This window comes from Methanomassiliicoccales archaeon (assembly GCA_013415695.1).
Taxonomy (GTDB): Archaea; Thermoplasmatota; Thermoplasmata; order Methanomassiliicoccales; family JAAEEP01; genus JAAEEP01.
This window is the reverse complement of record JAAEEP010000015.1, coordinates 1-25,869: the sequence shown is the minus strand read 5'-3', so window position 1 is coordinate 25,869 and position 25,869 is coordinate 1. Positions and strand designations below refer to the sequence as shown.

The 25,869-nt window shown below is 51.3% G+C and carries 28 protein-coding genes and 1 tRNA gene; 19 read left to right on the top strand and 10 right to left on the bottom strand.

Features of this window, described 5'->3' with window-relative positions; genetic code table 11:
• Nucleotides 1-34: 34 nt before the first annotated feature.
• The 3 genes from GKC03_08070 to GKC03_08060 all read right to left on the bottom strand — a co-directional run bounded on the left by GKC03_08070 (nt 35) and on the right by GKC03_08060 (nt 2,995).
• Nucleotides 35-1,264 carry a 2,3-bisphosphoglycerate-independent phosphoglycerate mutase gene (locus GKC03_08070; protein ID NYT12483.1) on the bottom strand — a complete coding sequence of 410 codons (1,230 nt, stop codon included), beginning with the start codon at nt 1,262-1,264 and terminating at the stop codon, nt 35-37.
• Nucleotides 1,265-1,315: 51 nt separating this feature from the next.
• On the bottom strand, nt 1,316-1,699 hold the full coding sequence (locus GKC03_08065) for a hypothetical protein (protein ID NYT12482.1): 384 nt from the start codon (nt 1,697-1,699) through the stop codon (nt 1,316-1,318).
• 93 nt (nt 1,700-1,792) lie between these two features.
• Complete coding sequence (locus tag GKC03_08060) at nt 1,793-2,995, bottom strand: radical SAM protein (protein NYT12481.1); 1,203 nt, start codon at nt 2,993-2,995, stop codon at nt 1,793-1,795.
• Between the two features lie 434 nt (nt 2,996-3,429).
• On the opposite strand from GKC03_08060, the gene GKC03_08055 reads away from it, so the two are divergent.
• From GKC03_08055 to GKC03_08045, 3 genes are all read left to right on the top strand, one after another.
• Nucleotides 3,430-3,831 carry a hypothetical protein gene (locus GKC03_08055; protein NYT12480.1) on the top strand — a complete coding sequence of 134 codons (402 nt, stop codon included), beginning with the start codon at nt 3,430-3,432 and terminating at the stop codon, nt 3,829-3,831.
• Nucleotides 3,832-3,881: 50 nt separating this feature from the next.
• Nucleotides 3,882-4,115 (top strand): hypothetical protein, encoded by a 234-nt coding sequence (locus GKC03_08050; protein ID NYT12479.1) that lies wholly within the window; start codon nt 3,882-3,884, stop codon nt 4,113-4,115.
• Between the two features lie 323 nt (nt 4,116-4,438).
• On the top strand, nt 4,439-4,777 hold the full coding sequence (locus GKC03_08045; GenBank protein NYT12478.1) for a winged helix-turn-helix transcriptional regulator: 339 nt from the start codon (nt 4,439-4,441) through the stop codon (nt 4,775-4,777).
• 167 nt (nt 4,778-4,944) lie between these two features.
• Here the strand turns inward: GKC03_08045 and GKC03_08040 are convergent.
• Together GKC03_08040 and GKC03_08035 are read right to left on the bottom strand one after the other, a co-directional pair.
• Nucleotides 4,945-5,032, bottom strand: a tRNA-Leu gene (locus tag GKC03_08040).
• A 57-nt stretch (nt 5,033-5,089) separates the two neighbouring features.
• Nucleotides 5,090-5,521, bottom strand: coding sequence for a hypothetical protein (locus tag GKC03_08035; protein ID NYT12477.1), 432 nt, complete (start codon nt 5,519-5,521; stop codon nt 5,090-5,092).
• Between the two features lie 256 nt (nt 5,522-5,777).
• Between GKC03_08035 and GKC03_08030 the strand changes: the two genes are divergently transcribed.
• From GKC03_08030 to iorB, 6 genes are read left to right on the top strand one after another with little or no spacing between them, the layout of a single operon-like run.
• The gene (locus GKC03_08030) at nt 5,778-6,329 is read left to right on the top strand and encodes a pyruvate ferredoxin oxidoreductase (protein ID NYT12476.1); all 552 of its coding nucleotides are present in this window, start codon (nt 5,778-5,780) and stop codon (nt 6,327-6,329) included.
• Between the two features lie 2 nt (nt 6,330-6,331).
• Nucleotides 6,332-6,604: a 4Fe-4S dicluster domain-containing protein gene (locus GKC03_08025; protein NYT12475.1), complete on the top strand. Its 273-nt coding sequence runs from the start codon at nt 6,332-6,334 to the stop codon at nt 6,602-6,604.
• Nucleotides 6,605-6,606: 2 nt separating this feature from the next.
• Nucleotides 6,607-7,797, top strand: a complete 1,191-nt coding sequence (gene porA / locus GKC03_08020; protein ID NYT12474.1) for a pyruvate ferredoxin oxidoreductase — start codon at nt 6,607-6,609, stop codon at nt 7,795-7,797.
• Nucleotides 7,797-8,693, top strand: coding sequence for a pyruvate synthase subunit beta (locus tag GKC03_08015; GenBank protein ID NYT12473.1), 897 nt, complete (start codon nt 7,797-7,799; stop codon nt 8,691-8,693). The genes porA and GKC03_08015 overlap by 1 nt, the downstream gene beginning before the upstream one ends.
• Before the next feature lie 4 nt (nt 8,694-8,697).
• On the top strand, nt 8,698-10,515 hold the full coding sequence (iorA, locus tag GKC03_08010; GenBank protein NYT12472.1) for an indolepyruvate ferredoxin oxidoreductase subunit alpha: 1,818 nt from the start codon (nt 8,698-8,700) through the stop codon (nt 10,513-10,515).
• Complete coding sequence (iorB, locus tag GKC03_08005; protein ID NYT12471.1) at nt 10,512-11,117, top strand: indolepyruvate ferredoxin oxidoreductase subunit beta; 606 nt, start codon at nt 10,512-10,514, stop codon at nt 11,115-11,117. The genes iorA and iorB overlap by 4 nt, the downstream gene beginning before the upstream one ends.
• 127 nt (nt 11,118-11,244) lie before the next feature.
• Here the strand turns inward: iorB and GKC03_08000 are convergent, their stop codons facing one another.
• On the bottom strand, nt 11,245-12,066 hold the full coding sequence (locus GKC03_08000; GenBank protein ID NYT12470.1) for a hypothetical protein: 822 nt from the start codon (nt 12,064-12,066) through the stop codon (nt 11,245-11,247).
• A gap of 132 nt (nt 12,067-12,198) precedes the next feature.
• Nucleotides 12,199-12,561: a hypothetical protein gene (locus tag GKC03_07995; GenBank protein ID NYT12469.1), complete on the bottom strand. Its 363-nt coding sequence runs from the start codon at nt 12,559-12,561 to the stop codon at nt 12,199-12,201.
• Nucleotides 12,562-12,784: 223 nt separating this feature from the next.
• Between GKC03_07995 and leuS the strand changes: the two genes are divergently transcribed.
• Nucleotides 12,785-15,664 carry a leucine--tRNA ligase gene (leuS, locus tag GKC03_07990; protein NYT12468.1) on the top strand — a complete coding sequence of 960 codons (2,880 nt, stop codon included), beginning with the start codon at nt 12,785-12,787 and terminating at the stop codon, nt 15,662-15,664.
• Nucleotides 15,665-15,797: 133 nt separating this feature from the next.
• Entirely contained in the window at nt 15,798-18,995 is a 3,198-nt protein-coding gene (locus GKC03_07985) for an MMPL family transporter (protein NYT12467.1), read from the top strand.
• 6 nt (nt 18,996-19,001) lie between these two features.
• On the opposite strand, the gene GKC03_07980 is transcribed toward GKC03_07985, so the two are convergent.
• Nucleotides 19,002-19,553: a UbiX family flavin prenyltransferase gene (locus GKC03_07980; GenBank protein NYT12466.1), complete on the bottom strand. Its 552-nt coding sequence runs from the start codon at nt 19,551-19,553 to the stop codon at nt 19,002-19,004.
• A gap of 144 nt (nt 19,554-19,697) precedes the next feature.
• Here GKC03_07980 and GKC03_07975 point away from each other — a divergent pair, with 144 nt between their 5' ends.
• The 5 genes from GKC03_07975 to GKC03_07955 are packed head-to-tail and all read left to right on the top strand — an operon-like array spanning nt 19,698 to nt 21,595.
• Nucleotides 19,698-20,126: a 30S ribosomal protein S19e gene (locus GKC03_07975; GenBank protein NYT12465.1), complete on the top strand. Its 429-nt coding sequence runs from the start codon at nt 19,698-19,700 to the stop codon at nt 20,124-20,126.
• 11 nt (nt 20,127-20,137) lie between these two features.
• Nucleotides 20,138-20,479: a DNA-binding protein gene (locus tag GKC03_07970; protein NYT12464.1), complete on the top strand. Its 342-nt coding sequence runs from the start codon at nt 20,138-20,140 to the stop codon at nt 20,477-20,479.
• 2 nt (nt 20,480-20,481) lie between these two features.
• Nucleotides 20,482-20,637, top strand: a complete 156-nt coding sequence (locus tag GKC03_07965; GenBank protein ID NYT12463.1) for a 50S ribosomal protein L39e — start codon at nt 20,482-20,484, stop codon at nt 20,635-20,637.
• An 18-nt stretch (nt 20,638-20,655) separates the two neighbouring features.
• Nucleotides 20,656-20,919, top strand: a complete 264-nt coding sequence (locus tag GKC03_07960) for a 50S ribosomal protein L31e (protein ID NYT12462.1) — start codon at nt 20,656-20,658, stop codon at nt 20,917-20,919.
• A 16-nt stretch (nt 20,920-20,935) separates the two neighbouring features.
• The gene (locus GKC03_07955) at nt 20,936-21,595 is read left to right on the top strand and encodes a translation initiation factor IF-6 (protein NYT12461.1); all 660 of its coding nucleotides are present in this window, start codon (nt 20,936-20,938) and stop codon (nt 21,593-21,595) included.
• Nucleotides 21,596-21,613: 18 nt separating this feature from the next.
• Here the strand turns inward: GKC03_07955 and GKC03_07950 are convergent, their stop codons facing one another.
• On the bottom strand, nt 21,614-22,243 hold the full coding sequence (locus GKC03_07950) for an MBL fold metallo-hydrolase (protein NYT12460.1): 630 nt from the start codon (nt 22,241-22,243) through the stop codon (nt 21,614-21,616).
• 96 nt (nt 22,244-22,339) lie between these two features.
• On the bottom strand, nt 22,340-23,449 hold the full coding sequence (locus GKC03_07945; GenBank protein NYT12459.1) for a hypothetical protein: 1,110 nt from the start codon (nt 23,447-23,449) through the stop codon (nt 22,340-22,342).
• A 191-nt stretch (nt 23,450-23,640) separates the two neighbouring features.
• On the opposite strand from GKC03_07945, the gene GKC03_07940 reads away from it, so the two are divergent.
• The 3 genes from GKC03_07940 to GKC03_07930 all read left to right on the top strand — a co-directional run.
• Nucleotides 23,641-24,792, top strand: coding sequence for a DUF373 family protein (locus GKC03_07940; GenBank protein ID NYT12458.1), 1,152 nt, complete (start codon nt 23,641-23,643; stop codon nt 24,790-24,792).
• A 9-nt stretch (nt 24,793-24,801) separates the two neighbouring features.
• Entirely contained in the window at nt 24,802-25,464 is a 663-nt protein-coding gene (locus GKC03_07935; protein ID NYT12457.1) for a DUF115 domain-containing protein, read from the top strand.
• Between the two features lie 252 nt (nt 25,465-25,716).
• Nucleotides 25,717-25,869: hypothetical protein (locus GKC03_07930; GenBank protein NYT12456.1), on the top strand; the 153-nt coding region annotated here is incomplete at its 3' end.

Below are 25,869 nucleotides of genomic sequence, written 5' to 3'. Positions count from 1 at the left end.
CTAGAACTCCTTAACCATCATTTGACGCTCACATTCAGGCACCATACTTTTCGGAACGATTCGCCTTATCTAGTAGTATGGGAAGCAGATTGACTCCGCGAATCCTTCCCAGGCCCCCCATGGAACAGGAAGCCTCGTCGTACCTTGTTACTTTATCCCTTACACCATCTGCAGCCCAAACGATCAAGGGTACAGGGTCACCAGTGTGATCTCCTACTGTGATGGGTGTGCAATGATCGGCCGTGATTGCTACTACCATCTCAGGATTCAGCTCTTTCCTTAAGATGCCTATCATGGAATCTATGAGCGAGATGACCTCCATCTTCTGCTGGGGATCCGAATCATGGGATGCAATGTCCGCCATTTTAACGTTCAGTAGCACGAAGTCGTTCTCATCCAGCAGATCAAGGGCCGTCTGGATTTTCAGATCGATGTCGGAATCGAGTCCTCCGGTGAACCTCTGATCTTCTATGACCTCCATATCCAGCACCCTTCCGATTCCCCTGATGAGGCTGACTCCCGAGATGCATGCGGCCTTCATTCCATACTTCTCCTTGAAGGGCTGTATATCGGGAAATATTCCTGAACCTCGGGGAAGGAGAATGTTGGCGACGGGCTTCCCCTCCTTGACCCGCCTCAAGTTGACCGGGTGATCCTTGAGCTTATCGTAAGATCTCCTCACGAATTCATTGACGACTCTGGCTGTGAGCTTGGCATTCTCCTCGAGCGGCTGACATTCGTGTATAGGTCCAAGTTGGTGAGGATCGACGTCGCTTACATGGGCGGAAAGTCCCTTCCCTGAGAGTAATAAGGCAGCCCTGTGCTCCGTGGCCTCCTTTACTGTGATATCGACTCCCTCGATGGTCATCCCTTCGAGAACGGATACGAGCTCTCTCGTATCCGGCTCTTTTATCCTTCCGGCACGCCGATCGACCACACACATGTTCTCATCCACAGTGGCGAAGTTGCATCTGAACGCCACATCCCCCTTCTTTCCCACTATGCCCACTCCGGCTGCCTCGAAAGGCCCCCTACCAGTGTAAATATCGTACGGATCATATCCCAGGATTGAGAGGTGGGCGGTGTCACTCCCGGGTCTCACCCCAGGTGAAATGGTGTCCATAATGCCACAGGATCCGTTCTCTGCGAACCAATCCAGGTTGGGGTGTTCTGAGGCCTGAAGTGGAGTGTTATGTCCAAGGGACTCCACAGCCCTATCTCCAGCCCCGTCAAGCACCACGAGGAGGATTTTTCTAGGTCTCATGGGAATCGAAGTGATATCTCTTAAAGGATAGAAAAAGGGTGCTGTGTCGTTTCACATTGCGCCCTCACGGCACCATGCGTTATCCGGGAGGGTGTCGTAGACCTCCAACACCTCCTCCCTGGTGCCCTCATCTTCCTTGACTAAATAGCTCCTGATTCTTGGGAGGTCCAAGCGCCAGTAAAATATCCTCCAACCCCTGCCATTGGGCAGAAAGGTCTCATCCCAATCGGTGCCCATCATACCGGAATCCTGAAGAAAGTAGAACAACCTTCTGTCGTCCTGATTCAGCATATTATCTATGATCGTGTCCCCATAACCAAAGTAGTTAAGAACACGCTGCGCCACGTCAATCGCCACTTCTTCCCTGAGGCCGATTCTGTTCATAAGCGCATCGACGAATTCATGCATTTCTAATGTACCAGTCCTTCTAATCATCTGAGATCCGTGATTAATCTGTATGCTCCACTATTAATACTTATCGATTGTTATTAATTTTGTATCGGTATGACAATATAAATTGAAATGGGACTAATCTGCGATCTGAGAGTCATATGAACTCTCCAGATCCTTGTATATCTCGGAGCTAGTTACCCTCCTTCTGAGATTCGGATTCCTGATATTTTCCCAAATAATCTTCCTCAGAGAAGGATTGGCTAGGAACAGCCTACCAATCTCTAGAATAGAGCGGGGGCGTATCCATCCATCTATGTGAGCCTTGTAGCCTCCATTGGCCATCTCATCTAGTTCTTCCTTGGTGAAGTGATCGAAATACTCGTAGATACGGTGGTTTGTCTTCCAGTCGTTCGGTCCAGTGATGCCTTTCGCCTCCAGATCGTCCCATATGGGAGTTCCAACGAGGCAATCGAGTATGTTCATCTGAATACCGTGTGGGCGGGTCTCTTTGATGAGGTCGATGGTCATGTTGATGTCTTCCCTGGTCTCTACCGGAGCCCCCACGATATAAGATGTGACGGCCAGCATTCCCACTTTCTTCGCGTTATTGACTGCCTCTCGGATCTGGTTGGGATTTATCTTCTTATTGTAATATTCAAGTACGTGCTCTGATGCGCTTTCCGCCCCGAAGTAGATGACGTCGAAGCCTGACCGTTTCATTTCCTTTAGCAAATCAAAATTCGCACGGTCCACACGTCCCTCACAGTAAAAGCGCATATGTATGCCATTCTCCCTGATCAACCTGCAGATCTCCCTCACCCGCTTCCGGTCTTGAGTGAACGAGTCATCTACGAAGACGCAGGTCTCGTATCCCTGATCGCTAAGAACCTTGAGCTCATCGACCACATTCTGAGGACTCCTCTTTCTCCACTTTCCCTTCGAAAGCACCGTACATGAACAATAGGTGCAGCGAAAAGGACAGCCTCTCGAAGTGCAAATAGTGGTGAACTTGCCGGGTGTAAGGGGTATCCCCTGGTGCGCGTACCCGTAATCAATTCCGCTCAATAGACCCCGATCTGGGAAAGGAATGGCATCCAGATCCTGGATGAGTTGGAAATCGTTGTCCACGATGATTCCTTCATGTTTGAATCCTAGACCAGGTATCTCGCCAAGAGGGTCCCCTGTTTCTAAATGGTCCAAGAGTTCAATGAATGATTCCTCCCCCTCGCCCTTAATCAGGAAGTCAATGAATTCGTACTCGTTTAATATCCTTCGGGATGTGAAGGTAGCATGATACCCACCTAGGACCGTTATGACCTGGTCAAGAGTATGTTTCACTTCCCTTAGCACGTACAGAGTATCAATGAATGTGTGTGTAGAGCAGTTGAGCCCTACAACATCTGGATTCTGAGAGAGTATCTTGGAGACAAGCTCGTCCTTGTCTAGATTTTCGCAGAAGGCGTCTATGACGACAACATCGTCATTCCTGTGCTCTTTGATCGAAGAAGCAACGTAGAGAAGACCAAGCGGTGGCCACTTCTCACTTGTCTTGCCTGGAGGTGTTGAAAGTAGGACCTTAATACTATCCCCTCTGAAACTCGAATGAGTTATAAGCGAATGTTATGTAGCATTTCAACCTTAAATCTTATCAGAATCCTTCTATGATTGAGGATGCATTGAATGACTCTATTCGCGAGGTAGGTTCAAAAGGAGTAAATAATGCGGGTGACAACTGGTCTCATGGTGATGAATTGGGAGGCCCGCAGATTGAGTTGTCAACGGACACCTTGACCAGACTCCGAAATATGATGCGAACCCTTGACATCATGGACCCCGACGAGTTCATCAACGAGATGCTTCACCAGATGGAAGTGAGAGGGCGCAGACGAAGGTCGAATGCCATGGATGTAGTGGACAGAGTATTCACCGTTAAGTGCCCGAGACTGGATAGAAACGTCGGTTACTCTGAAGGTGAGGAGTGCGAGTTTGCGAGTGAATTCGACCGGGAAACAGGAAGTGCCAGGTGCGCATTCTGTGGATTCAGAGAGGTGCGTTTCCTTACGAGTTGTCCAGCCCTCAAGAAGGTGACTTCCCTCAGTGAATGCACTGAATGTAAATACGGAATTGTGGACAGTCAGAGAGGAACCGTTGTTTGCACTTTCATGGAGAAGTAGCCGCTCGCCACCATCATTATAAGATAGTTTTCCAATCCCCGTTCTGTAACATGACCAAACAAAAGAGGATTACAAATGCGTTGCTAGCAGCCTTGATCTGCTCAGCACTAACCTCCCTGATAATATACGCAATACCTGGTTTCAACATCCCGGCATTCACGGCCGACTTCACCACTGACTTCATAATCTTCTTTCTGGGGGAGTTCTTCCTGTGGTTCGTGCTCTGGTACTGGGTTCTCATGGTCAAGGACAGGTTGAGAGGATCAACGCCCGGGACGAAATAGAATGAGCCGGCCGATAATGAAGCAAGAAGAGGTTAGGGAGCCATTCTTGAATGGTGGTTATCATGGTTGAGAAACCCTCAATACAAGAAGGCCAGCTCCTTATGGTCTTGAGTGAGAGCAGTGCTATATCGGATTCCAATATCATTATCAGTAATGGGAATTTGAAACGCCCTCTTATCTAGTTTCTTCAAAATTATTTTCTAGCAAGAAAGGGTACGGTAACCCTGGAAACAGATTGATCGGAAACGAGCATCTGCCTTCAAGCCAGGAGAAACAAATTTGGATTAAAGGGGTTGCCCGCCCATCCAAAAGGAGGTTTAGAATTGGGAACTCAAGTCCTGCGCGACTATCAGACCGGTTCACAGGTCTGCGATGAGGAACATGAGTCTGTGCTTAGACTGCCACATTCCTCTGGCCTCATTCTCCTGCTCTATGATGAGAAGGAAATCATTGCATCGCAGATGAAGAAGGTCTGCAAGAACTACAACACCATGGCAGCCCTCGCCAGGCGGTTGGAGGAAGAAGGCTTGGTGGAAGTGGTAATGAGAAGTAGTCCGCGTGTCACACACATATATTTTCTCAGCGACAAGGGCAGGAAGGTCGCGGAGAAGCTCAAGGAGATAGAGAACTATATTTACAAGGGAGAGAACGACGTTCCTTAATTATTGCCTCATATCCGGATGTGGCATCTCCCGATTTCCCTTGATATTACTCGTATTAATGCTAGCAGGGATTGTTTAATTAATTCTGCATCTAAGACATTATCCAAGCGATCATCATATATGATTCAAGAGGTCGTGCATGGGAATCGATTGGGGATAGATATAGGTGGTGCAGGGGGTGCGATTTGAACGCACGAACCTCTACAGGACAGGGTCCTAAGCCCTGCGCCGTTGACCAGGCTTGGCTACCCCTGCTCGGTTCAAGGGATGGAAAAACCGTTAATAATCTTTTTCCAGAAATAACATGCTTTACTAATGGTTCTTGATGAATGAATCAAGGTATTCTCGTATAGAACCCATCGCCGAGTCCCTCCTCTTGGGATACGACTTGACATTGCCCCGAACCTGTATGAAATCTTCGTGCCCTGCTAGAACGATCCGGCCCTGGTAAGCCTCCTGTTTGTCAAGACGGAAATAGATATGGCAATTCTCATCGACCCTTTGATCTAGTGACTTGATGATCTCTTCAAGGGCTTCTCTATCCATCCTGTTGAAAAATCCATCGATCTCCCTTGATTTCTTTATCTCACCCTCAAGAATGACTATGGCGTTCCCATGATGACCCTGCACCTCGGTCCGAGACAGTTCCTCAAGGCTGGTGACAAATCTCATGGCCTCAAATACCTTCTCCTCGCTCTCAGTTGCGTGGACCAAGGTCCGAAAAGCCAGATAATGCAGGGACATAAGGACCGTCAAATAAGTTGGAATACATATATTAATCTCTCCATTCCGCAGATCGATTTTTCATGACCTTTAGACAAATGATTATTCAAATTGCACTTCAATCGACATATAGAAGAAATCGGAGCAGCATTTCGAATTGTAGACATTTCAATTAGGGAAAATTCGTAATCGTTATGTTCTCCACTTTGGTGATTTAGGTTGAATCCCAAAAAGCTTATAAGCTCCTATGCATGAAACCCAATGGGTGTAATATTCGATGATAGAGATCAGATTCCATGGAAGGGGAGGCCAGGGGGCCGTGGTGGCCTCGGAACTCCTGGCCAGGGCCGCGATCATGGACGGAATGAAGGCATCGGCATTTCCCTCTTTCGGATCGGAGAGGAGGGGGGCACCGGTTATGGCTTTCTGCCGGATCGACGACAAGCCTGTCAGGATCCATGCTGGTATTTATGAACCTGATTATGTGGTCGTTCTTGATGCCAAGCTCATCAAGATGGTGAATGTCCTGGATGGCATCAAGGAAAATGGTAAAGTGCTTATCAATTCGCCCAAGTCACCAGAGGAGTTAGGACTCAAAACCGATCGTGAGATATTCACGGTAGATGCGACGGGCATCGCACTTGATATGGGATTGGGCAGCATGGCCGCTCCTATCGTGAACACCGCGGTGATCGGAGCGTTCGCTGCTATCTGCCCTAGAGTGAAGATCGAGAACGTCATCGAGAGCATCAAGCAGGCGGCTCCGGCAAAGAAGGAGCAGAATGCTGAGGCCGCTAGGAAAGCATTCGATTCTGTGAAGGGGGTGTGATAATGCTTAGGAGTTACGAGGATCTACCCTCCACTCCGGTGAGCCTTCAGTCAACTGAGGACATCATGACTGGTAACTGGAGGACTATGAGGCCGGTGATCGACGAGGAGAAATGCATCCGCTGTTACATATGTTGGAAGTTCTGCCCAGATATGTCCATAGAGGTAGAGGAGGCGGACGATTTCCCAACTGTCAATCTGGACTACTGCAAGGGATGCGGCATCTGTGCCAATGAGTGCCCAAAGGATGCCATCGAGATGGTGAGGGAGGAGTAAGAATGATAGAGATAATCACATCAAACTACGCCGCTGCATACGCCGCTAAGCTCTCACGCGTGGAGGTGATCGCGGCTTATCCCATCACTCCTCAGACATCAATCTCAGAGAAGCTAGCAGAGCTTGTGGACACAGGTGAGATGGACGCCAAATACATCAAGGTCGAGAGTGAGCACTCCGCTATGGCCGCCGTGATAGGAGCCTCGTACGTAGGCGCTAGAACATTCACTGCAACCTCATCGCAGGGTCTTGCCCTAATGCACGAGAACCTCATTTGGGCAGCTGGTGTGAACAGGCCCATCGTCATGCCTGTGGCCGCAAGGGCCCTAAGCGGCCCGTGGACCATCTGGTCAGATCATTCTGATGTTATTAGCGAGAGGGATGCGGGCTGGATGCAGTTCTTCTGTGAGAACAACCAAGAGACTCTCGACATGACAATCATGGCCTACAAGATAGCCGAGGACCGGGAGATCATGACACCTGCCATGGTGATAGAGGACGGGTTCATACTTTCCCACACCGTCGAGGCGGTGGATATGCCATCACAAGAGGAGGTCGACGACTTTCTACCTCCCTTCGATCCGGAGTTCAAGATCGATTTTAAAAGCGAGCCTAGGAGATATGCGGGAGTGCTCGCCCCTGACTGGTGGCAAGAGCACCGCTATCGGCGTATGCTTGATATGGAGCACAGTAAGGAGAAGATCGTGGAGGTCGAAAGGGATTTTGAGCGCAGATTCGGCAGGAGCTACGGCGGCCTTGTGGAGTTCTACCGCTGTGATGATGCCGATGTCGCTTTGGTGATCGCTGGAGCTCCAACTGGAACCGCCAAGGATGTGGTGGATGAGATGAGAGACAGAGGCAAGAAGGTGGGGCTGGTCAAGCTCAGGTCATTCCGACCGTTCCCAGGTGAAGAGTTGGTCAAGCTCAACGACATGGTCTCCATGGTCGGCGTGTTCGACAAGAGTTACACCATGGGTCAGGGCGGAGCATTCTTCCAGGAGATCAGGAATGCCCTATATTCACCCGACGGAGTTCCGATCAAGAATTACATAGGCGGTCTGGGAGGAAGGGACGTGACCAAGAAGAACATTGAACTAATTTTCGAGGACCTTCTGTCACTGAGCAAGAAAGGCAAGGTGGACCGCATTATCGATTGGGTTGCCCTCAAAGGCGGACCAAGGAGGTGGGAATGATGGCAAAGCTACCCCTTCCAAAGGAAGAGTACCTTTACAGGGGACACGCGGCCTGCCCGGGTTGCGGTGCACCTCTGGCCATGAGATACACCATGAAGGCGTTGGGCCCCCGGGTAATCATGAACGTCCCCGCGGGCTGCACCCCCGTCATAGGCGGGGTCTGGCCCAGAACGGCATTCAAGTTCGATATGATGGACCATGCCTTCGAGAGCACTGGAGCAGTTTCCTCCGGAATCAGGGCCGCCCTTGACGCCAAGGGTATTGAGGATGCGACCGTCCTGGGCTGGGCAGGCGACGGCGGGACCGTGGACATAGGTCTACAAGCACTCTCGGGTGCGGTGGACAGGGGCACTGACTTCATCTATGTCATGATGGACAACGAGGCCTACATGAACACCGGTATCCAGTGCAGCGGTTCCACGCCGATCGGGGCGTGGACCACCACAACGCCACTGGGCAAGAAGTGTGAGATCATCCTTCAGAGGAAGAAGAAGATCATGGAGATGATGGTGGCCAACGGTATCGTCTACGGTGCTACTGTCAACGTTGCCTACCCAGAAGATTTCGTCAAGAGGGTAAGGAAGGCAACCGAGTACGAGGGGCCAAAGTTCATCCATGCCTTGTCCCCGTGCGCACCTGGGTGGCGCGTCGATACCGCCAAGACGGTCGAGGTGGCTCGCCTAGCTACTCAGACCAACATGTTCCCCCTGTACGAGGTGCAGGGGAACGAATACAGGCTTACTAAAACGATAAAAGAGAGAAAGCCGGTTTCGGAGTACCTGAAGACTCAGGGACGCTTCAGACGGATCTCAGAGGATATGGCCATTAAGATACAGGCCATGGTCGATGAAGAGTACGAGGAGCTCCTGAGGAAGGTTGAACAGAGCAAGGGGTGAACCTCTGGACGACATAGTCGCCGAATCCGGGAAACTCCTTCTCCTAGGGAACGAGGCGATCGCCCGAGGCTGCATGGAAGCAGGTGTCAGTATCGCGGCTACCTATCCGGGCACCCCGTCCTCGGAAGTGGGAGGAGTTCTAGAGAGAGTGGCCCAAAAGGTGGGAATGTACTTCGAGTACTCGACCAACGAGAAGGTTGCAATGGAGGTCGCGGGAGCGGCTGCAGCAACCGGTTTAAGGGCTTTCGTCTTCATGAAACATGTTGGGCTGAACGTGGCGAGTGACGCATTTGTCACCCTCGGCTACACGGGTGTAAGGGGAGGCATGGTTGTGATGACCGCCGACGATCCTACAGCCCACAGCAGCCAGAACGAGCAGGACAATCGATTCTATTCTAAGCTCGCCCTGGTTCCCATGCTTGAGCCATCCACTCCCAAGGAAGCCAAGGATATGCTCAAAATGGGTTTCAAGATCTCAGAGGAGCTGGGCTCACCCGTGCTTTACAGGACCACTACCAGAGTGAACCATGCTCGCGCAATTATCGAACTCGAGAAGATCCCGGAGATCGAGCAGAGAGGACGTTTTCAGAAGGATCCGCAGCGATTTGTTTGCATTCCGGCTCACGCCCGCCTCGATCGCATCGCCCAGCTTGAGCGCTGGGAGAGGGCGATGGAGATGGCCGAGAACTCGCCTCTCAACTTCGTAGAGGGTGAGGGCGAAATAGGAGTCATCACCTGTGGAGTATCCTACACCTACGTCAAGGAGTGGCTGAAAGGAGTGCAAATACTGAAGCTGGGCTTTACAAATCCCTCCCCCGAGAAGAAGATAGCCAATTTCATGAAGGACAAGAGGTTCGTAATTGTCATCGAAGAGCTGGAACCGTTCCTTGAGGACGAGGTACTGAGGATCGCAAAGGGTCATAACATCGGTGTCCCGGTGTACGGAAAGCGGACAGGACATCTCCCACGGGCATTCGAGTTCAACCCTGACATCATCGCATCGCTCTCGGAACTGGTGTCCGTGGAGGAAAGAAAGCTCCCGCTTGATGTCGAGAAGATAGCCCTTCCGCGGAGACCACCAATGCTCTGCGCAGGCTGTCCGCACCGGGGCACTTTTTACGCGGCAAAGAGGGCCGTTGGAAAGAAGGAAGTGGTCTATAGCATCGACATAGGATGCTACACTTTGGGAGTGCAACCACCGCTAACAATGGGCGATTTCCTGCTTTGTATGGGATCGAGCATCGGTGCAGCGGGTGGATTCTCCAAGGCAACCGACCAGAAGGTGATGGCTTTCATAGGGGATTCCACATTCTTCCATGCGGGCGTTCCGGGGCTGATCAACGCGGTATTCAACGATCATCGATTCGTTCTGGTAATACTGGATAACAGGACCACCGCCATGACCGGCCATCAACCTCACCCTGGGACCGGAAGGAAGCACGGTGAATGGACATCAGAGGCCATCAAGATCGAGCCCTTGGTGAAAGGTCTGGGCGTTGGCTACGTCAAGACCGTGGACCCTTATGACTTGAAGGGAACCCAGGCAGCCATGAAGGAGGCGCTTGAATACGACGGCGTGGCGGTGATAATAGCGGAGAAACCCTGTCCCCTAGCCCTAAAGAAGGAGAGGCGATTGACGAAGGGGCAGTACAAGGTGGATCAAGAGAAGTGCAACAAGTGCTACACCTGCGTCGAGAAATTGTCATGTCCCGCTCTCTTCAGGGTGGGAGACGATGTGGTAATAGAGGAGACCATGTGCATAGGGTGCGGTGTTTGCGCTCAGGTCTGCCCTAAGAAGGCCATCGAGGAGGTGGACCAGTGAAATACAACATCCAAATGGTTGGCGTGGGCGGTCAGGGCGTGCTCCTGGCATCCATGGTGATTGGGGAGACCGCGATGCGCAAGGGCATGGATGTAACCATGAGCGAGGTCCACGGAATGGCCCAGAGAGGGGGCAGCGTCACCTCAACGATTCGAATGGGGGATAATGTCATTTCACCATTGATCCCCAAGGGAGGAGCCGATCTCCTTCTGGCATTCGAGCCCATCGAGGCCTACCGCTCGCTGGAGTATGCCAACAAGGATACCTACATCGTGGCTAACACACACCCCATAATACCGATCACGGTGTCCATGGGAGCGGATGAATATCCTGACCTGGAGTACATAATCGAGAAGATGAGGTCTGCTAGCAGCAAGGTCATTCCTGTGAACGCCACGGAAATTGCCATCGAATTCGGAGGCGCCATTGCTACCAATTCCGTCCTTATTGGGGCGGTGGCGGCCGTAAAGGGATTCCCTCTGTACGTGGAGGAACTTAAGGAGTCTCTCTTATATCGTGTGCCCAAGAAGTTCAGGGACATGAACGAGAGGGCATTCCAGGGTGGTTACCAGGCAGCGATGGAGATCATGGACCAGTTCTAGAAGGTAAGTTCATAAGACTGCTTCAATTCATTCAATAATTCAGCCTCGATCATATTTGATGGAAAAAACAGTTTAGGTGGGAGGAGTGACCTCCCACCGTCGTATGGTCTGTTTGGCTTGAACTTGATCAAAGCGGACCTAGGCCCGGACCGAATCCTGGGCTGAAATCCGGACCGCCCATCCCCAGTTCGGCGTGGGGCATGGGCACGGGAGGTTCAGGGCGCCTCGATGTGAGGTCACTGAGGTCCTCCAGTTCCGCTTCATTCATCTCGTCCAGCATCTCCTTTACGTCGGTCTCGATTTGCAGGAAGAATGACTCGCTGATCTTGCTGTCCACCGATTCAATGATCTTCATGATGCTCCTCTCCATTATAGAGAAGGTCTCTCTCAAGGCAAGGTTGCCCGCAATATCGAGGAGCCTGTCGTTCTCCAGAACGATGGTGGTCTCTGCCGCCTCCTTCAGTTTACCTATTCCTTCCTTCGCCCTCTTGGTTCTGTCGACCTCATGTGAGAAGGGGTTAATGGCTATTGCGAAGGTCACAGCACCTTTTTCCCGGGCTATCTTAGCGATAACGGGGGCAGCACCAGTACCGGTTCCTCCGCCCATGCCAGCGATCACGAACACGATATCGCTCTCGCTCAGCATGTCCTCGAAGATCTCTCTCGCGCACTCGGCGCAGTACTCGCCTACCTCAGGGAATCCACCGGCACCACGTCCTTTGGTTATGTCTTTGCCAATAAGGACCTTCTTGTGAGCCTCTATCTTTCCTAGTTTGGTCTCGTCGGTGTTGACGGCTATCGTCTCCACTTCGTTCCTAGAATTCCAGTATACACTGTGAACGATGTTGTTGCCTGCTCCTCCGCAGCCCACCACGGCGATCTTGGGCTTGACAAGGCCCTTGGTGAGCATGGTGACTATTTGTTCTTCCAATACCGATTTCTCCATCATCCCCTTTCCTCCATGAGGTCATTGTGAGCATATTAGCTCAAGCTGTTCGCCAAACAGAACCGCGCATCCCATCCCTTCTTGGCCCCAAGTTGCACGGACATTGCTCGTTGGCTGACTATTTGTCCGCCGGAATCAATCGGATATCACGCTGATCGTGTTGAGCTCCTCCTCGAGAGCCCTTTTCTTCAGCGTTTCCATGTATTCCTTGGTTATGAAGTGTTCACGCACACAGCTCTCGATGGCTTCGACCATCGATTTGTATACCCCATCCCTTACATACCGCTTTATCGTCCCCATTGCTGGTCTGGGAACAATAATGCTGATCCTGTTATCGGCTCCCTGCGAGGGTTGGGAGCTTACCCCTTCTATGTATGAGCGGATGGCAATTCTAGCAAGCTGCGACCGATTGGATATCTCCTCAGATTCCTCTATGAAACGGTCGATGAGCTCGAGGTCTTCCCTTTCTAGGCGCAGTGAAATCCTCTCGCCATCCATGCGTTCCCACCTAGGTCACTAGGACCGTCATATGTAATGTCATACAAGATATATAAGCATTATCAAAATGTCATATTTTGTCATAATATAGTCAAGATAAAATCACCGTGTCATACAGACCGTGCGACACTTTTTTCATAGACATCTGGCCCTTATTATGGGCAAGTGTATTGACGCAAAAGGTATTTACAAACATCCTATATACCCTGCGCAGGTGCACAAAATGGCTAGCCGGTCATCCGAGATTGAGGCAAAGTGGCAGGAGCAATGGTACTCCAAACGGATAAATGAACCCGAAGTGAGCTCCAGGCCCAAATTCATGATCATCTTCGCCTATCCCGGTGTGACCGGCTACTTGCACGTGGGGCATATGCGGGGATATACCTACGTCGACGCTATCAGCCGATATAAGCGAATGACCGGGTACAATGTATTGTTTCCAGTGGGAACACACGCCACCGGGAACGGGGCTATAAGCCTCGCGAACCGTGTGATGAGTAAAGACCCCGCCACCCTGAACTACCTGCTCTCCAACGGTTGCCCAGAAGAGAAGATACCGGATCTGGAGACACCTATGGGAGTTGTGGATTTCTTCAATGATGTCTACGTTAACCAGTACTGGAAACGATTCGGTTTCCTGGCCGACTGGCGTAGGTTCACGTGCACTCTGTATCCCGATTACAAGAAGTTCATTCAGTGGCAGTTCTACAAGCTGAATCAGAATGATCTGCTCATCCAGAAGCCGTACTTCGCTCCCGCCTGCTTGGAATGCGGCCCTGTGGCGATAGACGCTTCCGAGACGGACCTTCAAAAAGGGGGCCGTGCGGAGATCAACGAGTACACCCTGCTCAAGTTCAAGAGCGGTGAGCTCACGCTCATAGCCGCCACCCTTAGACCCGAGACCGTGTACGGTCAGACTAACTTCTGGGTCAACCCTGACGTAGACTATGTCAAAGTAAGGAGGAACGACGAGACCTGGGTGATCAGTCGGCCCGCCTTCGACAAGATGAAGTACCAGAAAGATGACCTGGAGCTCATCGACGCCATACCCGGAAGGGAGCTGGTTGGCCTGAAGTGCGTTGCACCGGTCATACACCGCGAGATTCTGGTTCTCCCGGCGAGGTTCTGCGATCCCAATGTCGGAAGTGGACTGGTCACGAGTGTTCCCTCTGATGCCCCTGATGACTGGATATCACTTAGGGAGGTGCAGGCTGATGATGCCCTGCTGAGGGAGTTCGGCCTTGATCAGGACGAGGTCCGTTCTATAGAGCCCATTGCCATTATCGACTCGAAAGGTTTCGGACCCTTCCCCGCGGCCGAGATAATCGAGCAGATGGGCATAGAGAGGAGCGGAGATCCCCGTCTTGAGGAGGCCAAGAAAATAGTCTACAAGGCGGGATACCACACTGGTCACATGAACGAGAACTGCGGAGAGTTCACCGGCCTCCGGGTTGAGGAAGCGAAGGAGCGCATCAGGGAAATGATGATAGAGCGGGATGAAGCGGAGATGTTCTATGACCTCTCCGAGGAGGTCATATGTCGCTGCGGAAAACCCGTGGTGATCAAGAAGGTTCCCGATCAATGGTTCATCGATTACGCCAATCCAGACCTGACCAGGAACAGCAAGGAGCAGGCCAGTAGGATGCACATCATGCCCAATGATTATTACTCCAATGTGCAAGGTGTTCTGGACTGGTTCAGGGAGAGAGCCTGCGTGAGACAGGGCAACTGGCTTGGTACCACCTTCCCATTCGACGACAAGTGGATAATCGAAGCGATTTCCGATTCGACCCTCTACCCCATATACTATCTCATTTCCCGCTACGCAAATTCAGGTGAGGTGAAAGAGGAACAGATGAGTGAGGATTTCTTCGATTTCGTTCTACTTGGCAAGGGTGATGTCGACCAGGTGGCCAACCAGACCGGGATCCAGGTGGATCTGCTGGAGAGGATGAGGGCTGAGGTTGAGTACTGGTACCCACTGGACATCAATCTTGGAGGTAAGGAGCACATGACCGTGCATTTCCCCGCATTCCTCATGAATCATGTGGCGATACTTCCCGAGAAGCACTGGCCCCAAGGCATTTTCGTCAACTGGTACATAACCGGGAAGCTGGGGAAGATATCGAAATCGAAGGGTGGGGCGGAGCCCATTCCTGACGCAGCAGAGAGGTTCGGAGTTGATCCCCTGAGGCTATACTATGCCCACATCGCAGCACCATTCGCTGATGTGGAGTTTGACGAGGATGCCATCGAGAATTACCGCTCCAGAATGGAACGGATCCGACGCATGATTGAGGAACTGCTCTCCCTTCCAGATGGGACAGAGACCATCATAGACAGGTGGCTTCTATCCAAGACAAACAGCAGGATGGCATTCGTGGCGGAAGGGATGAAGGAATATGACCTCAGAATGATGGCGAACGAGGTCTACTTCGAGATGATGAACGACCTCCGCTGGTACACCCGCAGGGGCGGAAGGAATGGGAATGTGGCCAAGAAGGTCTTGGATATATGGGTCCGCCTCATGACACCGATCACACCCCATACCGCGGAGGAACTCTGGTCATTGATGGACAACGAGAGACTGGTCTCCACGGAGTCCCTGCCTGAGATCAACGAGAATGACATCTTCACAGATGTGGAGGAAGCTGAGGAATTCCTGAAGGATGTCATGTCGGATGTGAAGGAGATACTGAGGGTCACGGGCATCACTCCCAGCAGAATATTCCTTTACACCTCTCCCGAGTGGAAGAGCAAGGTATTCTCCATGGCAGTGAGGATGGCGATCGAGGATGAAGTCAGCATACCAAAGCTGACCAAGATGGCCATGGCCGATCCCGACATCCGTTCCAAGGGAAAGGACGCTTCGAATTTCGCCCGAAAGATGGCCGAAGATATCGCCAAGCGCTCAGACGAGGATCTGAGATCACTTGGAGTGGAGTTTGACGAATTGGTCTATCTCTCATCTTCCAGGGACTTCATAGAATCCCAGCTTGGATGCGAGGTTGTCGTCCGACAGGCTGATGAGGAGGGCATCCACGACCCTGAGGGTAAGGCAAAGGTGGCGCAGCCTCGAAGGCCAGCAATTTTTGTGGAATGAGCCACTCTTGACGCCATTTTAATATATTGAATTCCGAGTTAACTCACTCAGTTGTCTAGGGGGCAGTCGATTCATATTCTCTAAGCTGGCGGACATCATCGTACGGCGACATAAGGCAATCATCATCCTCTGGATGATCCTGCTAATCATCGCCCTTCCTTTCGCCCCAATGGTTGGCGATGTTCTAGTGTACGAGGAGACGGAGATGGCCCCTAATCAGCTGGAATCTGAGAAGGCCATGGAGTTCATTGTAGACGAGTTCGGGGATGTGATGAGCGGTGAATCGACCATCATCGCCCTCACATCGGAAAACATACTTGACAACCAGAGTAAGGATGTCATATATCGAATTGAAAAGGAGCTTTTCAACGCCAGCCATGACGGAAGGATCGGAGGGAAATTGACCTCAGAGTCCCTATATTCGCGCCTTACAGACTACAGTTCTGGTGTGATGACAGGGATGTCCCGGGGAATTTCAGAGGGGAAGGTCCTTGTCAACTTGACAGCGGAACTGCTTTTCGGCCTTCCCCTTACCTTTCAGCAGATTTACTGGCAGTCGAACGGGTCCGCCTTCATCATCTGGGGGATGCCTGACATCCATGTCCAGGTGTGGCAGTCTATAAGAGCGGTATATCCCAACTGGACAACACTCCAGGTCGATATTGCGGCCTATTCCCAAGCTGTTGGAGTTCTGCAGTCACACCCCATAATGCAGGGTATGAACTCTACCATGCAGGTTATGGCCTGGAGCTGGTTCTCACTTTACATCTCATCCTGGAACCAAACGTCCTTGAATTCGACCTTGGCTGATGAACCCGTCCTAAGAGCGAAACTGGCCGTCCAGGATGCCTTGCCAGCATTCCTTGAAGCCATTCCAGCGGAGTTCCAGGAGTTCTTCATACTTATCTATTACAGCTTCGATCTTTGGTCCTGGGACCAGTATCACATCCTCAACCAGTTCTGCAGGTCCCTGATCGATGGAGAAATCAACGAATCATACGCCTTGGAGTATTTCGAATTGTTCTACCAGCAGTGGAACGGGACAGATCGAGCACCCGATCAGGAAGAATTCGAGGCTATGGTCAACATCGCCGTTATCGATTACGCGGAGATGCTGGGTGGAGACGAGGGAGAGATGATCCTTGCCATCTTCACTGGTCTTGGATTCTCCCACTGGAACGATACACTGGCCCAAACTGAAATGGTAGTGGGAATGGTAAGCCTGGAAGCAGAATCCCAGAAGTGGGTGGTTTGGGAAGTTGAAATGCTTGGTGACTCACCGAGCTTCGCCCAGCTTTATGGGTTGGCCGAACGGGTGGTCAGGAATTCGACCGTAGAACTCTTTCCGATTTACGTTCCTGGGGCGCTCGTCAGCAACATGGTCAATGTTCCTGCGAACGACACCACAATGATGGTCCTGACGTACGAATCCTCCTCCGTGGCGGCTGACTCTGTCGGAGTTGTGAGAGATATCGTCCATTCGATCTCATCCGAGTACCAAGGCCTGATACCATATGTCACGGGTGGAGATGCCATTAACCTCGACATCAACGAGGCTTTTGACAAGGATCTTGAGAAGATAGACCCAGTCGTGATCGTTCTAATCCTGGTATTGATAGGAATGTTCTTCAGGTCAATCGTAGCGAGCTCCATCCCTCCGCTCAGTATAGGTATCGCCATCGGGGTGGCAATGGCCGTAATCTACTTCATAGGCAGTTACCTGACATCCATCCACTACTCGGTGCTGGCGATCATGATAACCGCCATGCTTGGTGCTGGCTGTGATTACTGCATCTTCATCCTTTCACGGTACAGAGAGGAGAGGACCAATGGCCTGAGCAAGGAGGAGAGCGTGCGGATCTCGGTGGAGTGGGCGGGTGAGGCCGTCACCACCTCCGGAATGACTGTCATGATCGGTTTCGGAGTTCTCGCTCTCGGACGCTTTGCGTTGCTTCAATCCATGGGGCTCTCGCTCGCGATAGGGATACTCATCGCCCTTCTTGTTGCTTTGACACTCCTCCCATCAATCATATGTCTATTGGGGGACAGGCTGTTCTGGCCATCCAAACTCGAAACCGGAAGAAGGGGGAAATCGATCAGGAAGGACATCAAGGAGAAGATTGGGTATTTTGGAAAAAGCGCAAGATTTGCCGTCAAGCACGCCAAGGTAATCGTGTTGGCAGCACTCTTAATATCGGTTCCAACCACCTACCTCGTTCTAACACTGGAGACGAGTTACGACTTCATAGCTGGAATGCCAGACACCGAGAGCAAACAAGGTCTCGAAGTCCTAGGCGACGGCTTTGGTCAGGGAAGAATCGACCCGACCTTCATGACCGTCAACTTCACCATAGTCGTCCTGGACGGCGATAAGTTCGATATGGAGAGCCTTGACATAGTGGAGGACATTTCTCATGATCTGGATTCCCTTCCCCATGTCAAGGAGGTGATGTCACCCACTCGACCATTGGGCGAACTCATCAACTACCGGAATCTTTCAGAATATTCGCCCTTGGTTGCAACGGAGTATCTCAGCCTCATGAAGCACATGGTTGGAAAGAACCGGACAGCCGTGCTCATCCAAGTGATCTTGGAGACCGAACCCTTCGCCAAGGAATCCATTGACCTGGTGACCGAGATAAGATCCGTGGGATCGAACGCGACGATAAGCTATCCCTCTGTCCAGCAGGTATTGACCACGGGTAGCACCGCCGTAATGTTCGACATATCTGAGATGGTTCAGGAAGATTTCAGCCAAATGCAGATCGCCGTCATCGTCGGCATATACCTGGTCCTCCTTGTGGTCTTGGGATCCGTCCTGATCCCGTTTAGGCTGATCATCACCATTCTTCTGAGCATCTCTTGGACCATAGCAATCACCATGCTGGTCTTCATCCATATCGTAGGCACCCCCATCCTATGGATGATGCCTATGATGCTGTTCGTGATATGCATGGGCTTGGGAATGGACTATGACATCCTTCTCACCACGCGAATCAGGGAGGAGGTCTCCAAGGGAAAGAACGACAAGGAGGCCATAGTGGAAGCTGTGGAAAGGACCGGAAAGGTCATCACCATCTGCGGGATCATAATGGCCGGCGCATTCGCCACCATGATGCTTTCCTCGACAGCCCTGCTGCAGCAATTCGGCTTCGCCCTTGCCTTTGCCATCCTCCTGGACGCCACCATCGTGCGCATCTACCTCGTCCCAGCAATAATGGTCCTCCTTGAAGGATACAACTGGTGGGCTCCAGGAAGACTCCAGAGGGTGAGAACAGAAGAGAAGATCAAGCACAAGGAGTGGAAAAAAGCCCGGAAGGAGAACAAATGACCCGCTTCAATCCAGGCCGCCCCATCGCTTGTAGAGGGCATGGTCCTGTCCGATCTGATCCAATATCTTTCCGACCACGAAATCAATCATATCATCCAAGTCTTTTGGTCGATGATAGAATCCAGGAGAAGCGGGAAGGATCATAGCCCCGGCCCTGGCCAACCTCAGTTGGTTCTCGAGAATGATTTCAGTGACAGGTGTTTCCCTGGGAACAAGTATCAACTGCCTTCCCTCCTTCAGACACACCGAGGCAGCTCGGGTTATCAGGGTGTCCGCTATACCGCTGGCCACCTTGCTCATGGTTGAAACCGAGCATGGGGCGATCACCATGCCATCGAAGCGGCAGCTGCCAGAAGCTATCGGTGCGAAGAGATCCTTATCGTCAAAAACATGGTTCGCCTTGGACGCCAGTTCTTCGTAGGTGATCCCTGCCTCCATCTCCAACATACCCTTGGCCGTATCGGAGACCACCAGTACGCTCTCACCTTGGAAGGTCTCTAATAATCTCGTTCCATAAGGTATTCCTGAGGAACCTGTAATGGCTAGAACGAACCTCACGCCTGCATGATAGTTGGGAAGGTATATCAATCCTTTCGGCAATGGCCATCAGGCTCCATGACCCACAATCCTTTTATATAGGCAGTTTGTTAATGCGGTCAGCCTATAGCCTATTCAGTAATGATGCTAATTGAGGTAGATTAGATGGTTACCGTCTATGATGTTCCCCCTGACAAACTGATTGAGATGACGGCCACTAAGCTTAAGGAGTTCGAGACCATCGAGGCTCCTGAGTGGGCGTTCTTTGCCAAGACCGGCAGGCACCGTGAGAGGTCCCCCATTCAGGAGGACTGGTGGTATATCCGGACCGCGTCCATTCTGAGGAAGATATACATGAAAGGGCCGATAGGGACCTCCCGGCTTGCAGCGGAGTATGGCGGCTATGCCGACAGAGGTTCGAAGCCCAATAAGGCAGTCAAAGGCAGTGGTTCTATTACCCGAAAGTGCATGATGCAGCTGGAGTCCTCAGGTTTGGTTGTCAGGGATAGTAACAAGGGCAGGGTCGTGAGCCCCAAGGGACGATCCCTGCTGGATAACGTGGCCAAAGAGGTCCACGATACTTTGAGCGATTGAAGGGAGAGCCCATGGAGGATCCTGAGCTACAAGAACTTCGAAGACGGCGTCTCGCCGAGATCCAAAGGCAGCAGCATGATCAAGTTGCCCAGCAGGCCGCCGCTGAAGAGCAGGCCAAGCGTATCGAGGATCAGAGGCAGGCGATTCTTCGGAGCATCCTGACCCCTCAGGCCAGAGAGCGCCTGGGAACGGTCAAGATAGCCCATCCTGAAGTGGCCAGACTTGTTGAGGATCAACTTATTTCGCTTGCTTCCTCGGGAAGGCTTGACCATGAAATCGACGATGATACGCTCAGAGCCATCCTAAGAAAGCTGGCACCCCAGAAGCGCGAGATAACTATCGAGAGGAAATGATCATGACCAGGAACAAGCCCCACGCAATGAAGTCGAGGCTCCTGAAGGCGGGCAAGCAGAACAGACGAGTGCCCGCATGGGTGATGATGAAGACGAACAGACAGTTCCTCCGCCATCCTAAGAGGAGGAGTTGGAGAATGAATAAACTTAAGAAGTAATCCCGAGTCGTGAGTCATATGGAAGAGGAAGAGAGGATTCTTAACATCCCGCTTCGAAAGACAAAGGCCGTTCCCCGCACCAGGCGAGCGAAGCGGGCTATCGCCGAGATCAGGGAGTACGTGGTCAGGCATCTCAAGGCCGATGAGGATGACGTCTGGATAGACGGAGCCCTTAATGAGAAGATCTGGTCCAGGGGAATACAGAAACCCCCATCCAGCATCAGGGTGAAGGCCATCAAGTTCGAGGACGGCCTCGTCGAGGTCTCACTCGCCGAGGAATGACCACTGGTGCAACCACATGATGAAGCTCTCTAGCTACGATGGCAACCCGTACATCGGTGTCTATTCAGTGGCGAACGAGTGCTTCTCTCTAGTACCACTCGACTCGGCAAAATCACTTATTCAGGATATAGAGGATTGCCTGGAGGTCGCGGTGGAAAAGACCTCTATTGCAGGTGCCAATATCATCGGTTCCCTCATGGCCGTCAATTCCTACGGAGCGATGGTCTCGGGAATGGCCAATGATCGGGAGCTCGAAGTGATCGAAAAACATGTCCCAGTCGCCCGACTGGACGACAGGTTGAACGCTGCTGGGAACAACATTCTGGTAAACGATAACGCCGCCCTAGTCAATCCCAGGCTTGGAAAGAAGGCTATAAAAGGTATCGAGAGAACACTTCAGGTTGAGACTGTACAGGGAACGATTGCTGGCTCGAACACTGTGGGGTCTGCATGCGTGGTCACGAATAAGGGAATTCTCTGCCATCCCAAGACATCTGAGGCTGAGTTGAAGATGCTGAGTGGACTGTTCAAGGTTCCCGCTTCCCTGGGTACCTTGAACTACGGAGCAGCATTGGTGGGGGCTTGTATGATCGCCAACACCAAGGGTGCTGCAATAGGTTCTAGAAGCACGCCTATAGAGCTAGGCAGGGTCGAGGACAGCCTGGGTTTCATTTGATAATAATCAAGGCATATTCTAAAGACAGAATACCCAGTACTCCGTTTCAGTCGGAAGATCTTCTGGTAGGATGTCAACCTCGTTCCCTACCCTGAATATCTTTTCCTCGCTGATATCTTTCAGGAAGGGATCCAGCGTCTGTATTGAAAGTGACAGACCCCCTACACGGAAATGCATAGGGACCACGATTTTGGGCTTCAACTGACTTACTATCTCCTGTGCAGCCTCTCCGTCGATAGTGAACACTCCACCAACTGGTACGAAGAGCACATCTATTGGTGTCAAAGCCTCCACCTGCTCCTTGGATAATGTGTGCCCTAGATCCCCACAGTGACAGAAGGAGACGTCGTCCATCTCGAAACGGTAAATCAAAATGGACCCGCGTCTTTCCCCCTGGACCTCGTCATGATAGGCCTTCAGACCCTTCACCAATACCCCGTCGACCTGCCGTTCGCCTTCGACCGCGATCTTGGTGAAGTCTCCCTTGACGATCCTGGCACAGTTGTGGTCAAAATGATCATGACTGACCAGGACAACATCTGCCCTCACAACGGGCGTCTTGATACCGATGGACTTACCATCATGAGGGTCCACTACCAAAGTGGATGTACCAATTATTTCGAAGCAGGCATGACCATGCCAGACGATTCTCGTTCAATCACCACCATTTATGAATTCAATCTACGTAGATACATCACATTCTGATGATATATCAAGGTGAGGCTGCAGAAAAAGGGCAAACGGTCATTGCCCCGCATTACGTTTTCGCGCCTCTGACACCGGAAGCAGGACATCGTAGAAGCGCCGGAAACCGAACAATATCATTACTGACCCAAGAATGGCCAATGCCCATACCAAGGCCGCATCCAAAGAGAGGAAGAGATAACCGCCCATTGCTGCCAAGTACAATACGGCTCCTACGCCCATAGATGCCGCGAATGGGATAGCGGGTGAAGGTGATGAAATGACCTCTTCGCCCTCGGTCAGTTCCACCTCATCTGTTTCTCCCTCCACAGCTACAAGTGATTCTGGCGTTGCCGTCTCAGCAGATTGAGGTGGAGTTTCCTCGATCTCCACTGGACCCGGTTCCTCCAGTTCAACGGGAATAAAGGATTCTATGGTCTCTTCCTCGACTGCGATCTCTTCTTGGAACTCAGGTACTTCCTCGGCGTATTGCTCTATACTGAATTCACGGATCTCTTCAGTTGCCAATTCTTTTTCGATATCCGGAACATCCTCCATCATTCGCTCTACAGGAATCTCAAGTTCCGGTTCCTCTGGTTCGGCCGTTTTGGCGGCAAGTGCACCAGCGGCTGCCGCAGCTTCCAAACCATGTCTTTCATCCCTTTCCGAATACTTGGCCTCTGGAATTGCTTCCGATTCATCGGAGATCAGTTCCTCCAAATACTCCAGGCTTGCCCCCTCTGTGGTCTCAACTTCCGCAGTAGGTTCCTCTGTCTCTCGGGAGATCGGTTCTGATGTATCATCCTCGATCATGGAATCCACGAACTCTACGACCTCCTTGGGTTCATCTACCTCTGTGACGATCTGATCTTCCTCGATCGATTCTCTGCCCCCAATCACCGCTATGCCAGCGGCAGCAGCCGATCCCTCAACCATGACCTCTTCAACATCTCTTTTCTTAACAAGTGTTGACTCGATCTTCTTTGAAAGATCCTCGTCTACCGGGCGGACCTCGTCCCCTTTGCTGAGCTTCTCTAGGATGTCCACGTAATCGGACCACTCCTCACTTGAGCCCTTGAACTCATAACCGCAGAAATCGCACTTTGTGGCGGATAACCGGTTCCTAAGCCCACATCGAGGGCACTCCTTGAAGCTTGACCTTCCTTCCATCAGCGTCCCTGCAACATCTCCGTCAATACATTTAACCTTTTTTTTCGAACTTGAGATTAATGATAATCCATTCGATGACTCTGGAGAGAAGGATCGAGTTGGATAATGAGTGAAGAGTCGAAATTTTAGGTGGCCACGTGAGGAATTAGATAAAAAGCTTCAAATAGATAGAATCGGGATTGGAAAGATGGATGACGATCCTGGTTCTCTCTGTGGACCGAGACAACGACTTCGGCGAGAAGGCGGGGCTCTCCGGACCTTTCATTGGAAGGGAGGATAACCTCGAAGCAGCCCTGGCCCTAGGGTTGAAGGACGCCGAGGATTCAGACACCAACACCCTATTGGCAGCCATCAGTATGTATGATGAAATGGTGAAGAAAGGGATGGATGTAGAGGTTGCGACCATCTGCGGAGATATCAAGGTCGGGTACGAGTCGGATCTGACTCTAACCAACCAACTGGAGAATGTGCTAGAGGTCGTCAAGCCCGAACGGGTCATCCTGGTCAGCGATGGGGCAGAGGACGAGTACATCTATCCCATCATCTCCTCAAGGGTGAAGGTCGACTCCGTAAGAAAGGTGTTCGTGAAGCAGGCGCCGAGTGTCGAGGGTACCTATTACATCATCCTCAAGACCCTCCAGGATGATAAGATGAGGAAGAGAATCCTCACCCCAATCGGCCTCATCCTGGCCTTGTTTGGGTTCTTCTCACTGATGCCTAAGCTATTCCAGCTCTACACGGACTGGGACCCAGGGACGATATCAGAGATGGCCGGAGGCACCATAACATTGGTACTTGGCATATACCTTATCTTCTATGCCTACAGAGTAGTCGATAGAGCTCGCAATTGGTCCAGAAGGGCTGGAAAGGCCGTAAGATCTGGAAGCCAGATGATTCCGTTCGCAGTGCTGACAGTGGTTCTGATTATCGCTGGCCTAGCATACGGAGTTGACACAGCCCTATCCGATCCAGATGCGGACATATTCCTCCAGATAATCGTATTCGTATCCGCGAATCTCTGGATGTGGGCTTTCGCCATCTTCTGCTACGAAACTGGCAGGTTCCTGAACAACTACCTTTCAAGGGGGAAGGTATACTGGACATACCTGGTACTTTCGGTGACGGTGTTCGCCATCGCCTTCATCCTTCAGGGCGCCCTTGACGCGACAGAGTTCTTCCTGGGATATCGCAACTACGATGAGGGCATCATCATACTCGAGATGATGACAGGCTTCCTGTTGGGGGTCTTTGGCGGACTGCTTAACACCTCCCTCCGCTCCATGTCCAGACGCATAGAAGAAGATGAGAAGGAGATCTCCGAGGCAGCAGAGTCCATAGATTAGGTGTGCTCGATGGAATTCGAAGAGTGGGAGCCCATCTACCATGATATCCTGAAGGATATGGGATATGATCCTGTGAGGGATATTGAGGCTGCAAGACTTCTCGATTCGCTCTGCCCGAGGGATAGGATATGCGGAATCGAATGTCTCTGCAGAAGGTTTTGTGAGACGGCCACAATAATTGGTCACGGACCGGATCTGGAGGAAGCCTTGGAAAGGGCCAAACTTGAGGGGACTGTCATATCGGCTGATGGTGCCACCTCATCTCTATTGGATATCGGAGTGATTCCTGAAATCATCGTGACCGACCTCGATGGAAATATCGAGGACGAGATCGAGTCCAATGTTCAGGGAAGCATAGCCGTCATCCATGCTCATGGAGACAATATGTATTCAGTGAGCGAGCATCTCCCCCTTTTTCCAGGATTGATCACTCCAACGGTCCAGTGCAGACCATTCGGCAATCTGTTCAATTTCGGGGGATTCACAGATGGTGATAGAGCCGTGATGATGGCTCTCCACTTCGGTGTTCGTAGAATAATCCTCGTTGGATTCGATTTCGAAAATCCTCGAGAGAAAGAGGGAAGGAAGTCCAAAGAGAAGATAAGGAAGCTGGTGTGGGCGAAGAAAATGATCCTTCAAGGAACAGACCAAGTAGAGTTAGAGATCATATGAGATTATTATCGGTCAATTAATTACAATATCCGAGATTTAATCGATAGCATATTTCTAAGGATGGTGTCTAAAATCTAACTCGTCTTATTATTTTGGACAAATTGTCCAAAAACATCGAGGAATTTAAGAAAAACTTCCAAAGAATGTAAATTGAATTGCCCAGTGTCCAGACAAATCCACAATCTATATATAGCAACGAACTGTTACAAAATCTAGTTTATCCTATAATATACGGATAAAGGAGGAAAGCTAATGGAAGGTGAAGGCGAAATACCCCTTCCTGAAGAGCGGGGCGGCGGCGGAGGCTCGATGACCAAGGTCATCGCGGCCATTGTCGTCATTATTATTGTTGTGGCGGCGATAGCCGGAGCCCTGATTCTGATGGGAGGTGAGGCGGAGAACCAA